At 57.5% G+C, this 14,458-nt stretch carries 12 protein-coding genes; 5 read left to right on the top strand and 7 right to left on the bottom strand.

The window, feature by feature from the left end; translation table 11 throughout:
* Nucleotides 1-198: 198 nt before the first annotated feature.
* The 5 genes from typA to fabY all read left to right on the top strand — a co-directional run bounded on the left by typA (nucleotide 199) and on the right by fabY (nucleotide 5,141).
* Complete coding sequence (gene typA / locus CKF42_RS08705) at nucleotides 199-2,022, top strand: ribosome-dependent GTPase TypA (protein WP_009088150.1); 1,824 nt, start codon at nucleotides 199-201, stop codon at nucleotides 2,020-2,022.
* A gap of 211 nt (nucleotides 2,023-2,233) precedes the next feature.
* Entirely contained in the window at nucleotides 2,234-2,830 is a 597-nt protein-coding gene (gene yihX / locus CKF42_RS08700) for a glucose-1-phosphatase (RefSeq protein ID WP_046100875.1), read from the top strand.
* Between the two features lie 3 nt (nucleotides 2,831-2,833).
* Entirely contained in the window at nucleotides 2,834-3,703 is an 870-nt protein-coding gene (locus CKF42_RS08695) for a virulence factor BrkB family protein (protein ID WP_009088146.1), read from the top strand.
* Complete coding sequence (gene dtd / locus CKF42_RS08690) at nucleotides 3,700-4,137, top strand: D-aminoacyl-tRNA deacylase (protein ID WP_009088144.1); 438 nt, start codon at nucleotides 3,700-3,702, stop codon at nucleotides 4,135-4,137. Before CKF42_RS08695 ends, dtd begins: the two co-directional genes overlap by 4 nt.
* 56 nt (nucleotides 4,138-4,193) lie before the next feature.
* Complete coding sequence (fabY, locus tag CKF42_RS08685) at nucleotides 4,194-5,141, top strand: fatty acid biosynthesis protein FabY (protein ID WP_009088141.1); 948 nt, start codon at nucleotides 4,194-4,196, stop codon at nucleotides 5,139-5,141.
* Nucleotides 5,142-5,173: 32 nt separating this feature from the next.
* On the opposite strand, the gene CKF42_RS08680 is transcribed toward fabY, so the two are convergent.
* The 7 genes from CKF42_RS08680 to gmk all read right to left on the bottom strand — a co-directional run bounded on the left by CKF42_RS08680 (nucleotide 5,174) and on the right by gmk (nucleotide 14,307).
* The gene (locus tag CKF42_RS08680; protein ID WP_111207992.1) at nucleotides 5,174-6,853 is read right to left on the bottom strand and encodes an AsmA family protein; all 1,680 of its coding nucleotides are present in this window, start codon (nucleotides 6,851-6,853) and stop codon (nucleotides 5,174-5,176) included.
* Between the two features lie 118 nt (nucleotides 6,854-6,971).
* Nucleotides 6,972-8,345 (bottom strand): uracil-xanthine permease family protein, encoded by a 1,374-nt coding sequence (locus tag CKF42_RS08675; RefSeq protein WP_111207991.1) that lies wholly within the window; start codon nucleotides 8,343-8,345, stop codon nucleotides 6,972-6,974.
* Nucleotides 8,346-8,450: 105 nt separating this feature from the next.
* On the bottom strand, nucleotides 8,451-10,529 hold the full coding sequence (recG, locus tag CKF42_RS08670) for an ATP-dependent DNA helicase RecG (RefSeq protein WP_111207990.1): 2,079 nt from the start codon (nucleotides 10,527-10,529) through the stop codon (nucleotides 8,451-8,453).
* Entirely contained in the window at nucleotides 10,526-11,224 is a 699-nt protein-coding gene (gene trmH, locus CKF42_RS08665; protein ID WP_111207989.1) for a tRNA (guanosine(18)-2'-O)-methyltransferase TrmH, read from the bottom strand. Before trmH ends, recG begins: the two co-directional genes overlap by 4 nt.
* Nucleotides 11,225-11,227: 3 nt before the next feature.
* A complete protein-coding gene (gene spoT / locus CKF42_RS08660; RefSeq protein WP_009088134.1) occupies nucleotides 11,228-13,333 on the bottom strand; it encodes a bifunctional GTP diphosphokinase/guanosine-3',5'-bis pyrophosphate 3'-pyrophosphohydrolase in 2,106 nt (701 codons plus the stop codon).
* A 20-nt stretch (nucleotides 13,334-13,353) separates the two neighbouring features.
* Nucleotides 13,354-13,629 carry a DNA-directed RNA polymerase subunit omega gene (gene rpoZ, locus CKF42_RS08655; protein WP_003851346.1) on the bottom strand — a complete coding sequence of 92 codons (276 nt, stop codon included), beginning with the start codon at nucleotides 13,627-13,629 and terminating at the stop codon, nucleotides 13,354-13,356.
* A gap of 54 nt (nucleotides 13,630-13,683) precedes the next feature.
* A complete protein-coding gene (gmk, locus tag CKF42_RS08650; RefSeq protein WP_111207988.1) occupies nucleotides 13,684-14,307 on the bottom strand; it encodes a guanylate kinase in 624 nt (207 codons plus the stop codon).
* Between the last annotated feature and the right edge of the window lie 151 nt (nucleotides 14,308-14,458).

Here is a 14,458-nt window from a genome sequence, read left to right as displayed (position 1 = left end):
AGTGCACCATAACAGTGCTGAAGGTGAATTTACAGGCACCAATTTGGTGCATAGGACCAACTTAGTGCATTTTCTGCACCGCGAACAGTGCGAATTTGCGTCAATGCAATAATCTTTCAGTGAAAAGTGTGATCGTGTTCAGTCTTCCGCTTAATCCGTGTACAATAGCGCGCTATTTCTAATGCCTGAGGCAAAGCTGTGATCGAAAATTTGCGTAACATCGCCATCATCGCGCACGTTGACCATGGAAAGACCACCCTGGTTGACAAACTGCTGCAACAATCCGGTACTTTTGATGCCCGTACCGAAGCAACCGAGCGCGTGATGGACTCCAATGATTTGGAGAAAGAGCGTGGGATTACCATCCTCGCAAAAAACACCGCCATTAAGTGGAATGACTACCGTATCAACATCGTTGATACCCCAGGACACGCCGACTTCGGTGGTGAAGTTGAGCGCGTCATGTCCATGGTGGACTCGGTGCTGCTGGTTGTAGATGCGATGGATGGCCCTATGCCGCAAACCCGCTTCGTGACCAAAAAAGCGTTCGCGCATGGTCTGAAGCCGATTGTGGTTATCAACAAGGTAGACCGCCCGGGCGCACGTCCGGATTGGGTTGTGGATCAGGTGTTTGACCTGTTCGTTAACCTGGATGCGACTGATGAGCAGCTCGACTTCCCTATCATTTTCGCCTCTGCGCTGAATGGTATTGCAGGTCTTGACCACACCGACATGGCTGACGATATGACCCCGCTGTACCAGGCCATCGTTGACCACGTTTCACCTCCACAGGTTGAAGTTGAAGCGCCACTGCAGATGCAAATCTCGCAGCTGGACTACAACAACTACCTGGGCGTGATCGGCATCGGCCGCATCAAGCGCGGTAAAGTGAAGCCTAACCAGCAGGTCACTATCATCGATAGCGAAGGCAAAACCCGTAACGGTAAAGTCGGCAAAGTCCTGACTCACCTGGGTCTTGAGCGTATCGACAGCGATCTGGCTGAAGCGGGCGATATCATTGCTATCACCGGTCTGGGTGAGCTGAACATCTCTGACACCATCTGTGACACGCAGAATGTGGAAGCGCTGCCAGCCCTGAGCGTCGATGAACCTACCGTAACCATGTTCTTCAACGTCAACACCTCACCGTTCTGCGGTAAAGAAGGTAAGTACGTGACGTCGCGCCAGATCCTGGAGCGTCTGAACAAAGAACTGGTTCACAACGTGGCTCTGCGCGTTGAAGAAACCGAAGACTCGGACGCATTCCGCGTTTCAGGTCGTGGCGAGCTGCACCTGTCTGTTCTGATCGAAAACATGCGTCGTGAAGGTTTCGAACTGGCGGTATCCCGTCCGAAAGTTATCTTCCGTGAATTCGAAGGCCGTAAACAGGAGCCATTCGAGAACGTCACGCTGGATATCGAAGAAACGCATCAGGGTTCCGTTATGCAAGCCATGGGCGAGCGTAAAGGCGACCTGAAAAACATGGACCCGGATGGTAAAGGCCGCGTACGTCTTGACTACGTGATCCCAAGCCGTGGTCTGATCGGCTTCCGTAACGAATTCATGACCATGACTTCCGGTACCGGTCTGCTTTACTCCACCTTCAGCCACTACGACGACATTCGTCAGGGCGAAGTGGGTCAGCGTCAGAACGGCGTCCTGATCTCTAACGGTCAGGGTAAAGCGGTTGCGTTCGCCCTGTTCGGCCTGCAGGATCGCGGTAAGCTGTTCCTGGGTCACGGTGCAGAAGTCTATGAAGGCCAGATCATCGGTATTCACAGCCGTTCTAACGACCTGACCGTGAACTGTCTGACCGGTAAGAAGCTGACCAACATGCGTGCTTCCGGTACAGATGAAGCCACCACCCTGGTTCCACCGCAGAAAATGACGCTGGAGCAGGCTATCGAGTTCATCGATGATGACGAACTGGTAGAAGTGACTCCGCTGTCAGTGCGTATCCGTAAACGCCATCTGACCGAAAATGACCGTAAACGTGCTTCACGTGGTCCTAAAGACGCGTAATCGCGCTTTAGCGTAATAAAGAGCCCCGCCATGCGGGGCTTTTTTTTTGCCTGCGATTCCGCGCCTGCCCGCCGGGCCAGCCAATTATTGTCTGCTGTGACACGCTTTTTGCCCACCCGCTGCCGTTTACGCTTTTCTCTCCGGTGCTGGCTGTTCAGCCTGCGTTTTTGCCGCTAGAGTGAATACTCCAGGGAACCGAAGGAGGCGCACCATGCTGTATATCTTTGATTTAGGCAATGTGATTATCGATATCGACTTTAACCGCGTGCTGGGCGTCTGGAGTGACCTTAGCCGTGTGCCGCTGGCCTCACTGCAAAGCCATTTCCGGATGGATGAGGCGTTCGAACAGCATGAACGCGGTGAGATCAGCGATGAAGATTTCGCGCTGGCCCTCTGCGAAAAGCTGGAGATCGCTCTCAGCTATGAACAGTTTGCTGCGGGCTGGCAGGCGGTGTTCGTTGACGTGCGTCCGGAAACGCTGGCGCTGATGAACCGGCTGCGGCTGGAGGGGCATCGGGTCGTGATCCTCTCTAATACCAATAAGCTGCACTGCGCCTTCTGGCCGACGCAGTACCCCGACGTGCAGCAGGCGGCCGACAAGCTCTACCTGTCACAGGAGCTGGGCATGCGGAAGCCGGAAGCCCGCATTTATCAGCATGTGCTGGATGCGGAAGGGGTAACGGCCGATCAGGCGGTCTTTTTTGATGATAATGCAGAAAATATCGAGGCGGCCCGGGCGCTGGGTATCGAAAGCGTGCTGGTGACGGACAGCCGCACGGTTCCCGACTGGTTTGCAGGTCGACAGTAACGCATGAAGTCACGAACATTTCGTCCCGGGCTGCATGCCTTCTGGCTGTGGCTCAGGCTGCTGTGGAAACGTATTGACGAAGATGGCATGACAACCCAGGCGGGCAACCTGGCCTATGTCTCACTGCTGGCGCTGGTGCCGCTGATTGCGGTGGTGTTTGCGCTGTTTGCGGCGTTTCCGGTCTTCTCCGACATCAGCGTGCAGCTGAAGCAGTTTGTCTTCAACAACCTGATGCCCGCCGCAGGCAATACGCTGCAACGCTATCTTGAGCAGTTTGTGGCTAACGTCAACCGGATGACGGCGGTCGGGGCCGTCGGCCTGATTGTGACGGCCCTGCTGCTGATGCATTCGGTCGATACCGCGCTGAACACCATCTGGCGCAGCCACAAGAAGCGGCCGATGGTTTACTCTTTTGCGGTCTACTGGATGATCCTGACCCTCGGCCCGCTGCTAGCCGGTGCCAGCCTGGCGATCAGCTCCTATCTGCTGTCGCTGCGCTGGATTAATGCCACCGGGGTCACCAGCCTGGTTGATCAGATGCTGCGTATTTTTCCACTTCTGCTCTCGTGGCTCGCCTTCTGGCTGCTCTACAGTATTGTGCCCACCCAGCGCGTGCCGCCGCGTGATGCGCTGATTGGTGCACTGGTCGCCGGGGCGCTGTTTGAGCTGGGCAAAAAGGCCTTTGCGCTCTATGTTACGATGTTCCCCTCTTATCAGTTGATCTACGGTGTTCTGGCCGTGATCCCGATTCTGTTTCTCTGGGTCTACTGGACCTGGTGTATTGTGTTGCTGGGCGCTGAAATAACCGTGACGTTAGCCGACTACCGGCAGCTGAAACAGCAGCACAAAGATGAGCAACGCGAGGAAAGATGATTGCATTGATTCAGCGCGTAACGCGCGCCAGCGTCAGCGTCGATCAGGATGTGACCGGTGAAATTGGTGCCGGACTACTGGTCCTGCTGGGGGTGGAGAAGGGCGATGACAATGCGCGTGCGGAACGTCTCGCAGAACGCGTACTGGGCTATCGCATCTTTAGTGATGAGCAGGGCAAAATGAACCTGAGTCTCCGCCAGACGGGGGGAAGCGTGCTGGTGGTGTCACAGTTTACGCTGGCCGCTGACACGCAAAAAGGGATGCGCCCCTCCTTTTCTGGTGGCGCCGAGCCGGCTGAGGCTGAGCGTCTGTATGAGTACTTCAGCGACTGCTGTCGGCAGCAGGGCATTACCACGGCGAATGGCCGTTTCGCGGCAGATATGCAGGTTTCACTGGTGAACGATGGTCCGGTGACGTTCTGGTTACAGGTGTGAGAGCGTCAGCTGAGCGGCAGGGAACAGGCCACACCTCCGAGCGGGAGAAACATTTTATGTATCACCTTCGTGTGCCTCAGACAGCGGAAGAGCTGGATATCTACTATCAGTTCCGCTGGGAAATGTTACGTAAACCGCTGCGTCAGCCGCAGGGGTCTGAACGTGACGCCTGGGATGCCTTAGCGCATCATCAGATGGTGGTGGACGAGCAGGGAAATCCGGTCGCCATCGGTCGTCTCTACATTAATGCCGACAACGAGGCCGCGATCCGCTTCATGGCCGTTCATCCCTCCGTGCAGGGCAAAGGGCTGGGAACGCTGGTGGCAATGACGCTGGAGTCAGTGGCGCGTCAGGAAGGCGCAAAGCGGGTGACCTGCAGTGCCCGGGAAGATGCTGTCGCTTTCTTCGCGAAACTCGGCTACGTCAATCAGGGCGAGATAACCGCGCCGCAGACCACGCCGGTTCGTCACTTTCTGATGATTAAGCCGGTTATTACGCTGGATGACATTCTGCACCGCGCCGACTGGTGCGGGCAGCTGCAACAGGCCTGGTACGATCACATCCCGCTCAGCGAGAAGATGGGGGTCCGCATTCTGCAGTTTACCGGGCAGAAATTTATTACCACCATGCCCGAGGCGGGCAACCAGAATCCGCACCATACCCTGTTCGCCGGCAGCCTCTTTTCGCTGGCAACACTGACCGGCTGGGGCTTGATCTGGTTGCTGCTGCGCGAGCGTCATCTCGGTGGAACGATTATTCTGGCAGATGCCCACATTCGCTATAGCCATCCCATCAGCGGGCGGCCCGGAGCGATTGCCGATCTGGGCTCATTGAGCGGCGATCTCGATCGTCTGGCGCGTGGCCGTAAAGCGCGCGTGCAGCTTGAAGTGGAGCTTTTCGGCGATGATGAGTGTGGCGCAGTGTTTGAAGGCGTTTATATCGTGCTGCCCGCCGATCCCGACGGACCGCTGGAAGAGGGCGGTTCCGGCGCACGTATCAATTAATCATCAGGGCCGCACCCGCGGCCCTGATGCGATTATCGCACCTCACCGGCCTGCATGGTCTGCTGCAGCTGCTGACTGTCGGTTGTCACCGACAGTGTGCCATTTACCGTCGGACGCAGTGGCTGATCAGCGCGTAACGCACCGCTGAGTTGCAGCTGCATATTGCTGTCTCCCGTTAGCGGCAGCGCGGGCCATCCCCAGTTCTGCAATACGTTCACCGGCACCGCACGGCCGGTCAGCTGCAGCGTCAGCGGACGGGCGGATTGCTGGCCCACGCTGGCCGTTCCTTCGAGCAGTCCCTTGTTACTGAACGCGCTCAGCTCCGTTACCTGAATCTGCTCTGCGTCAGCACTCAGCGCAATGGATGGGTGACGCAGATCGGTACGGTTAAAGGTGGACTCCGCCGCGTTCAGGCTCAGCTTACCCGACCAGATCCCCCACTGATGCTGCTGCGCCAGTCGCAGATTCTCACCCGTGCCATCCAGTGATGTCAGCTGGAAAGGAAAGGCCGGATTGATATCGATAATCAGGTTCCGGTTCGACATGAAACGCGTCACCTCTACACTCTCCAGCCACGCGGGCAGGGTTGCCTGCCAGCGATCGCGCCAGTCCTGCGGCAGGGTATATTCCAGTCCGGCAACGGCCAGATTTTTCAGGGTCAGGCGTTTATCGCTGCGCGACCAGTCACCGTCAGCCCGAATCACACCGTTCGCCCAGCGTGAACTGAACTGCGTCAGTGCGATGCCCTGCGGAGAAAAATCCAGGTTAACGATAGGGTCGTTAAGCTCGAAACCCCCGTTGATAAAATTGCTGGCATTCAGCGCCAGTGAACCATCATTACTCTGCCAGTCGTCTCCCTGCCAGTTAACGTTTCTCAGCGTCAGGTCGAGGTCGGTTACCGCCCAGTCCGGTCCCTGCAGACGGGCATCGGTCAGATCGAGTCGCGTAATCGCGATGGAGGGAACCACCTGCAGGCTGTGCAGGAAGTCTTTCAGACTGCTGGCGGTCTGCAGACGGATATCGTTCAGTCGCAGCTGGTTGATTTTCCAGTTGCCCTGGGCATCCCGTTCACCGTTACCGGTCATGGAGCCGCGCGCCAGATCGGCACCGATGTTGTCAAAGCGCATCCGGCCCTGGGAAACACTTCCCTGAATCAGTACGTTCTCGCCCGCCACATTGTTCAGCGTCATGCTGCCGGCGCTCATCTGGAAGCGGGCATCGCTGCCCAGCATATCGCGGGCGGTCGGTTTCCACGGCAGAATGCCGCCATTCACCTGCTGAGCAAACAGCGGTAACGCGCTGCCGGGGCTGTCGAGACGCATGTTATTGAGTTGCAGGCGGTCAGCCTGAATCGGAAGCGCGCTGTCTGGCGTCAGATTAGCCAGATTCACTTCCCCGTCGCGCAGCTCAAGGCTGCTGAAATGCAGCGGATCGCTGAACTGAATCAGGGCCAGACCGAGATCGACCCGCTTTGCTACCAGCACCGCCGGCTGCCCATCGTGACCAAAGCTGAAATCATCCAGAATGATGTGAGAGGGCGAGGAGAAATTGTGTTCAATTTTACTCAGGGAGAGATGCCATTCGGTTTTGTCGCTCACCCACCGGCTAAACCAGCCTGCACCCCACTGTGTCTGCAGCAGCACATAGATCACCACCAGGGTGAAAAGCAGCAGTAACAGTATGGTGAGGAAAAACTTTCCAAGAAATTTCATCGCATCCTTCCCGCGTTCAATCCGGTGAGAGGTTGTTATGCCTGAATTACCGTTACAGCTCAACAGCCTGGATGTAAATACGAAGAAATAGCAGGCAGGCCGAAGCCTGCCCGTGGCCTTACTTCTCTGGCGGGAAAATCAGGTTGAGCAGGATAGCGGTAATACCGCCCGCGGCAATGCCCGAAGAGAGCAGGGTTTTCAGCCAGTCAGGGGCAAACTGCAGGATCAGTGGCTGCTGGGAAACACCCAGGCCCACGGCCAGCGACAGCGCGATAATCATGATGGCGCGGCGGTTGAGCGGCTCGCGTGACACGATGCGAACGCCCGACGCAGCAATGGTGCCGAACATCACAATGGTGGCACCGCCAAGCACCGGCTCAGGGATCAGCTGCACCAGACCACTGACCGCCGGGAACAGCCCCAGCACAATCAGCATCAGCGCCACCACAAAGCCCACGTAGCGGCTGGCCACGCCGGTTAACTGAATCACCCCGTTATTCTGACCGAAGCAGGAGTTAGGGAAGGTGTTAAACAGCGCAGAGACAAAGGAGTTCAGGCCATTCGCCAGCACGCCGCCCTTCAGGCGTTTCATATAGAGAGGGCCGCTCACCGGCTGCTCTGATACATCCGAGGTGGCCGTGATGTCGCCGATGGTCTCCAGTGAGGTCACCATAAACACCAGCATCAGGGGGATGAGCAGGTTCCAGTCGAAGCCCAGTCCGTAATAGAGCGGGCTGGGCACCCTGATCAGCGGCTGATCGGTCGGGAGACCTGAGGCAGGCAGCATGCCCATGGCCCAGGCCAGCAGATAGCCGACCGCCATCGCAATCACCAGGGAGGCGACACGCAGGTAAGGGTTTTTCTGCCGGTTAAGCAGCACGATCACCAGCAGCACCGCGCCGGCCAGCATCAGGTTTTTCGGCGCGCCAAAGGTGTGATCGTTAATCGCACCGAATCCCCCGCCGATAGAGGTGAGTCCCACCTGAATCAGCGACAGGCCGATAATCATGACCACGATACCGGACACCAGCGGGGTAATGATCCGGCGTGCCAGGTGCAGGACGCGGGACAGCACCATTTCAGTACAGGAGGCCACCATCAGCGTACCAAACAGGGCCGCCATCATGGTGGGAACATCCGCACCGCCGTTTTTCAGCGCCATCCCCCCCATGATTAAGGGGGTGACGAAGTTGAAGCTGGTTCCCTGAATCGACAGCAGGCCCGAACCGACCGGCCCCCAGGTTTTGATCTGCAGCAGTGATGCCACGCCCGAGGCAAACAGCGACATGCTGATAATGTGCCGGGTGTCTTCTGCGGGCAGGCCCAGAGCCTGACAGATCAGTATCGCGGGCGTGATGACGGCAACAAACATGGCCAGCAGATGCTGAGCGGCAGCAAACAGCGTCTGCGGAAGGGGAGGACGATCGTCGAGGCGGTAAATCAGTTCGCTTTGCAGGGCGGGGGGCTGGTCTGGCTGCGGATTGGTGGACATCTTCTGCTCTTCCCGAAAAAGTGTGTGGCGATTGTAATCATCCGCAGGCCAAAAGCAATCGTTTGCCCGTCTGAGGTGAAAAGTGGGTACGGGCAGGGGCGTGACTCAGACGTTGGTATAACGGGTATTTTCCGGCAGCCAGCGTTCAATCAGGGCGCTGGCCTGTTCGGGATAGTGCTGGTGGATGTGACGCGCCACACGCTGAACTTCGGGCACCATCGCCTGATCGCGCAGCAGGTCGGCCACTTTAAACTCGGCGTTACCGGTCTGGCGGGTGCCCAGCAGTTCACCTGGCCCGCGTATCTCCAGATCGAACTGGGCAATGACGAAGCCATCGTTGCTGTCTCGCAGCACCTGCAAACGCTTCTGCGCCGTCTTGCTGAGCGGCGCTTTGTAGAGCAGCACACAGTGTGAAGCCACCGCACCGCGACCGACCCGGCCCCGCAGCTGATGCAGCTGTGCCAGGCCTAACCGTTCCGGATTCTCAATAATCATCAGGCTGGCGTTAGGCACGTCTACCCCGACTTCAATCACGGTGGTCGCCACCAGCAGTTGCAGCTCGTTCGCTTTAAACGCCTGCATCACCGCCTGTTTCTCGGCGGGTTTCATCCGGCCATGCACCAGGCCAATGTTCAACCCAGGCAGCGCCGTTTTAAGGGCTTCCCAGCTCGCCTCTGCCGCCTGCGCCTCCAGTAATTCTGACTCTTCAATCAGGGTGCAGACCCAGTAGGCCTGACGCCCTTCGCGGCAGGCGTGTTCCACCCGTGCGACGAGCTCATCCCGTCGGGAGTCGGGAATGGCCACGGTGGTCACCGGTGTGCGTCCCGGCGGCAGCTCGTCGATGGTTGAGGTATCCAGATCGGCATAGGCGGTCATCGCCAGGGTGCGCGGAATGGGGGTGGCGGTCATGATCAGCTGATGCGGATGGAAACCCTGCTCCTCACCTTTTTCCCACAGCGCGAGGCGCTGGTGGACGCCGAACCGATGCTGTTCATCAATGATGACCAGCGCCAGTCCCTTAAACTGCACCTGTTCCTGAAACAGAGCATGGGTGCCGACGACCATCGCCACCTGACCGCTGGCGATCGCTTCCTGCTGCGCCTGACGCGCTTTGCCTTTCTGTTTTCCTGCCAGCCAGCCGACTTCAATTCCCAGCGGTGCAAACCACTGACGGAAGTTACTGGCGTGCTGTTCAGCCAGTAGTTCGGTCGGCGCCATCAGCGCCACCTGTTTACCGTGGGCGATCACGTTCAGCGCCGCGAGCGCAGCCACCAGCGTCTTGCCTGAGCCAACATCACCCTGCACCAGCCGCATCATCGGAAAGTCATTCGCCAGATCGTTTTCTATCTCCGCCACTACCCTTTTCTGCGCCTGGGTGGGCGAGAAGGGCAGCGCGGCCAGCAGCTGGTCACTCAGGTTATGGCGCGGCGGCATGGGCAACGCGTAATAGCGCTGCGCACCGGCGCGCACCGCCAGCATACTCAGATTGTGCGCCAGCAACTCTTCCAGAATCAGACGGCGCTGGGCCGGATGGCGGCCACTCTCCAGTTCGCTGAGCCGGAGGTCGGGCGGTGGACGATGCAGCGTGCGTAAGGCATCGGGCAGGCTGATCAGACCGCCGCTCAGCTCCTGCGGCAGCAGTTCGGCTATCGGGCAGCTCTCCAGCAGCGTCAGCGCCTGATCGGTCAGATTACGCAGCGTGGCCTGGCGGATACCTTCGGTGGTGGGATAAACCGGCGTTAAGGTCTCTTCCAGCGTTACACTGCTCTGTTCGCCCTGGATGCGATATTCAGGATGGATAATCTCAGCACCACGCTGGCCGCGCTTGATTTCACCATAGGCGGTAACGTGACGACCCGGCGACAGGTTGTTCTTCATACCGGCATTGAAATTGAAGAAGCGCATGGTCAGCACGCCGCTGCCATCGCTGATCTGGCAGACCATCATCCGGCGGCGACCAAAGGTGATATCCGTGTGCAGTACTTCGCCTTCAACAGTGGCCCAGATGCCAGGCAGCAGATCATTAATGGCATAGAGCTGAGTGCGGTCTTCGTAGCGCAGCGGGAGATGAAGCAGAAGATCCTGGATGGTGTGCAGGCCTATTCTGGCCAGCTTTGCTGCCTGGCTGGCACCGACGCCGGTCAGGGTACTGAGCGGGATGGCATCCAGCAGACGGCCTTTCATCGTTTTTTACCGGTCGATTGCATCGTCGCCCACCAGCTGGGATCGGCGTCGACTTCACCCTGAGCGTTGATGCGCGGATAGGGCAACCCTTTCTGTCTGGCGACGCGTGCCAGCACCGGGAATCCGCCTTCGAATAGCAGGCGCTGCTGTTCCTCTTCGTCCAGCAGGCTGTAGTCGCGCAGATAGAGCCCCGCATTCTGCCGCTGTCGCTGTGCTTCGTACAGGATCAGCGCGCAGGCGACCGAGACATTCAGCGACTGAACCATCCCCACCATCGGAATAACGATCTGCCGATCGGCCAGCGCCAGTGCTTCTTCGGTAATCCCGGTTTTTTCCTGTCCCATCAGGATGCAGGTCGGCAGGGTGTAATCGATCTCGCGGAAATCAACGGCATCCGCAGAGAGATGGGTCGCTAAAACCTGCATCTTCTGCTGTTTAAGCTGTTTTACGGCATCGCCGATGGTGGGATGGGTGACCACTTTCACCCAGCTGTTGCTGCCGGCAGAGGCAGAAGCCTGCGTGCGCATCCGCTGGCTGGGCCAGACCGCATGCACTTCGTGGATGCCCACGGCGTCGGCTGTGCGGATCACTGCGGAAACATTGTGCGGCTTATGCACCTGCTCCATACAGACCGTGAGATCGTGCTGGCGCAGTGCCAACATCGCCTGAATCCGGGCAAAACGTTGATCGTTCATGCACTAATTACGGTTACGGTGGACTTTAATCACATCCGGCATCACGCGGATTTTCCGCATGATGTTGGCCAGATGGACGCGGTCACGCGCGGTCAGGCGGATAAAGGCGCTGTAAACGCGGCCATCGCGCTCTTCGGTATTCAGGCTCTGAATATTCGAGCCGGCGGTATTAATCGCCGCCGTCAGGTTAGCCAGCGCGCCCTGATGGTTAAACATGTCGACCTTGATCTCCGCCACGAACTCCTGCTCAGTGACTTTGTCCCACTCGACCGGCATGAATTTTTCAGGCTCTTTCTGATAGCCGCGAATATTCCGGCAGGATTCGTGATGCACCACCAGCCCTTTTCCGGGGCTGACATGGGCCACAATCGGGTCACCAGGAATAGGGCGGCAGCATTTGGCGAAGGTAATCAATACGCCATCAGCGCCCTTGATCGGCAGCTTACCGCGTTTGCTGTTGCTGATCGTCTTGTTGTCAGCCTGCAGCAGGTTCTTCGCCACCACCACGCTCATCGCGTTGCCCAGACCGATCTCGGCCAGCAGATCGTCGAGCGAGGTCAGCTTCATGCGATCCAGCTCCTGGCGGATATTCTCAGCCGGGATTTCAGCCAGTTTACGGCTGCCGCCCAGCGCATGGCTGAGCAGGCGGCGACCCAGATTGACCGAGTCTTCGCGCTTAAGATTCTTCAGCAGCTGACGGATTTTGGCACGGGCTTTGGAGCTGACGACGAAGTTAAGCCAGGCGGCGTTAGGCCGGGCACCTGGGGCGGTAATGATCTCAATTGTCTGCCCGCTGGTCAGCGGCTGCGACAGCGGATAAGGCTGGCGATCGACGCGCGCGCCGACGCAGGCATGACCAATATCGGTGTGAACCGCATAGGCGAAGTCCACCGGTGTCGCGCCGGTGGGCAGTTCCACAATGCGGCCCTCAGGCGTAAAGACATAGATCTCATCAGGAAAGAGATCGGACTTCACGCTCTCAATAAATTCAAATGAGCTGCCCGCACTCTGTTGCAGCTCCAGCAGGCTTTGCAGCCAGCGCTGGGCGCGAATCTGTGCGGTGGTGCCACTTTCGCCCGCCTGTTTGTAGGCCCAGTGTGCAGCGACCCCCATCTCCGCCATCTGATCCATATCCTCGGTGCGAATCTGCACTTCAACTGGCACGCCGTGCGGGCCAATCATGGAGGTATGGAGCGACTGATAGCCGTTAGCTTTGGGAATGGCGATGTAATCTTTCACGCGACCCGGACGCGGCTTATAGAGGCTGTGCATCTGGCCCAGAACGCGATAGCAGGTATCCAGGTCTTTCACGATGACGCGAAAGGCGTAGATATCCATAATCGAGTGAAAACGCTGCTCTTTCAGCGTCATTTTGCGGTAGATCGAGTAAAGATGCTTTTCACGACCGCTGACGCGGCAGGGGATGCCCGCTTCCTGCAAACGGCCATCGATCTCAGAAAGAATCTTCTGGATCATCTCTTTACGGTTACCGCGCGCGGCTTTCACCACCTCTTTAATCACCCGATAGCGGTTCGGATAGAGGGCCTCAAAACCGAGCTCTTCCAGCTCCGTTTTCAGATGGTGAATACCCAGGCGGTGCGCCAGCGGACTGTAAATCTCTAACGTCTCCAGCGCGATGCGGCGACGTTTGTCCGGGCGTAATGACCCCAGGGTGCGCATATTGTGGGTGCGGTCAGCCAGCTTGATGAGAATGACGCGGATATCCTGCACCATCGCCATAATCATCTTGCGGAAGTTCTCTGCCTGCGCCTCTTTCTTGTCGCGGAATTTCAGCTTATCCAGCTTGGAAACGCCTTCGACCAGTTCCGCCACGCTTTTACCGAACAGCTGTTCCATGTCCTGGTAAGTGGCAGGCGTATCTTCGATGACGTCATGCAGCAGCGCGGCCATGAGGGTCTCATGGTCGAGCTTCATTTCCGCCAGAATACAGGCCACGGCAACCGGATGGGTGATATAAGGCTCACCGCTGGAGCGTGTCTGTCCCTCGTGGGCATCACGTGCGACAAGGTAGGCTTGCTGGAGGCGCTTGATCTGCTCCTCTGGCAAGTATTTTTCAATCAGTTGATTGAGGCTCTCAAACAGATACAAGGGCGACCTGCAGGTGGCTGTTAACGACGACCTTCAGCGATAGCGGTAACGGCCTGTAACTCAGCGGCTTCCTGCTCTTGCTGTTCCTGACGATCACGCACATCTAAAATCTGATTGGTGACCAGACCTTCTTCGATTTCGCGCAGAGCGATAACGGTAGGTTTGTCGTTCTCTTCCGGAACCAGCGGATCTTTACCGCCAACCTGCATCTGACGTGCACGACGTGCAGCGACCAACACCAGGTCAAAACGATTACCAACTTTTTCTACTGCGTCCTGAACGGTTACGCGTGCCATAGGTGTGCTACTCCACAGATGAAGAAATGACTGCGCATCATACTGAAACTGTATTCAGACTGCCAACAGTTTGCTGATTAAAGCATCGTGACGCGCCTTCTGACGTGCCATGCGCAGACGTTCTGCGCGAATGATGGTTTTCAGATCGGACAGCGCCAGATCGAAATCATCATTCACAATTAAATAGTCATATTCGGCGTAGTGGCTCATTTCCGCGACGGCCTGCGCCATGCGGCGCGTAATGACCTCTTCGCTGTCCTGGCCACGACCGCGCAGACGGCGATCGAGCTCTTCTTTCGACGGCGGCAAAACGAAGATGCTGCGTGCGCCGGGTATTTTCGCGCGAATCTGCTGCGCGCCCTGCCAGTCGATATCGAGAAAAACATCTACGCCGGTCGCCAGCACCTGCTCAATTGCCTGACGTGAGGTGCCGTAGTAATTGTCGAAAACTTTGGCGTGTTCGAGAAAAGCTTCTTCCTCAATCATCCGCTCAAATTCATGTTTTTCAACAAAGAAGTAGTGTTCGCCATGGGTTTCACCCGGACGCATACCGCGCGTCGTGTGCGAAACAGAGACCTGCGTGTCATACAACGGCTGGGTCTTTAACAGTGCCTGAATCAGGCTGGATTTACCTGCGCCGCTGGGAGCAGAAACAATATAGAGCGTGCCTTGAGCCATGGTTTTCTTGAATTGATTAAAAGCGGAGTCGATTTCCTGCACAGTATACACAGCTTCCGGTTGCCACGCAGCGTTTGCGCAGCGGCAATAACCAGTTTTTGCGCATTCTGACGCAATGACCTGTCGTGCCGCTGCAATAGCGGGCAGATGA

Source organism: Pantoea sp. ARC270, from assembly GCF_003236725.1.
GTDB lineage: Bacteria > Pseudomonadota > Gammaproteobacteria > Enterobacterales > Enterobacteriaceae > Pantoea > Pantoea anthophila.
This window is presented reverse-complemented; position numbering and strand designations above follow the sequence as displayed.

Bases quoted from the DNA above. Each gene is read 5' to 3' on its own strand.
- yihX (WP_046100875.1), top strand. From the start codon at position 2,234: ATGCTGTATATCTTTGATTTAGGCAATGTGATTATCGATATCGACTTT.
- CKF42_RS08695 (WP_009088146.1), top strand. From the start codon at position 2,834: ATGAAGTCACGAACATTTCGTCCCGGGCTGCATGCCTTCTGGCTGTGG.
- dtd (WP_009088144.1), top strand. From the start codon at position 3,700: ATGATTGCATTGATTCAGCGCGTAACGCGCGCCAGCGTCAGCGTCGAT.
- fabY (WP_009088141.1), top strand. From the start codon at position 4,194: ATGTATCACCTTCGTGTGCCTCAGACAGCGGAAGAGCTGGATATCTAC.
- CKF42_RS08680 (WP_111207992.1), bottom strand. From the start codon at position 6,853: ATGAAATTTCTTGGAAAGTTTTTCCTCACCATACTGTTACTGCTGCTT.
- CKF42_RS08675 (WP_111207991.1), bottom strand. From the start codon at position 8,345: ATGTCCACCAATCCGCAGCCAGACCAGCCCCCCGCCCTGCAAAGCGAA.
- recG (WP_111207990.1), bottom strand. From the start codon at position 10,529: ATGAAAGGCCGTCTGCTGGATGCCATCCCGCTCAGTACCCTGACCGGC.
- trmH (WP_111207989.1), bottom strand. From the start codon at position 11,224: ATGAACGATCAACGTTTTGCCCGGATTCAGGCGATGTTGGCACTGCGC.
- rpoZ (WP_003851346.1), bottom strand. From the start codon at position 13,629: ATGGCACGCGTAACCGTTCAGGACGCAGTAGAAAAAGTTGGTAATCGT.
- gmk (WP_111207988.1), bottom strand. From the start codon at position 14,307: ATGGCTCAAGGCACGCTCTATATTGTTTCTGCTCCCAGCGGCGCAGGT.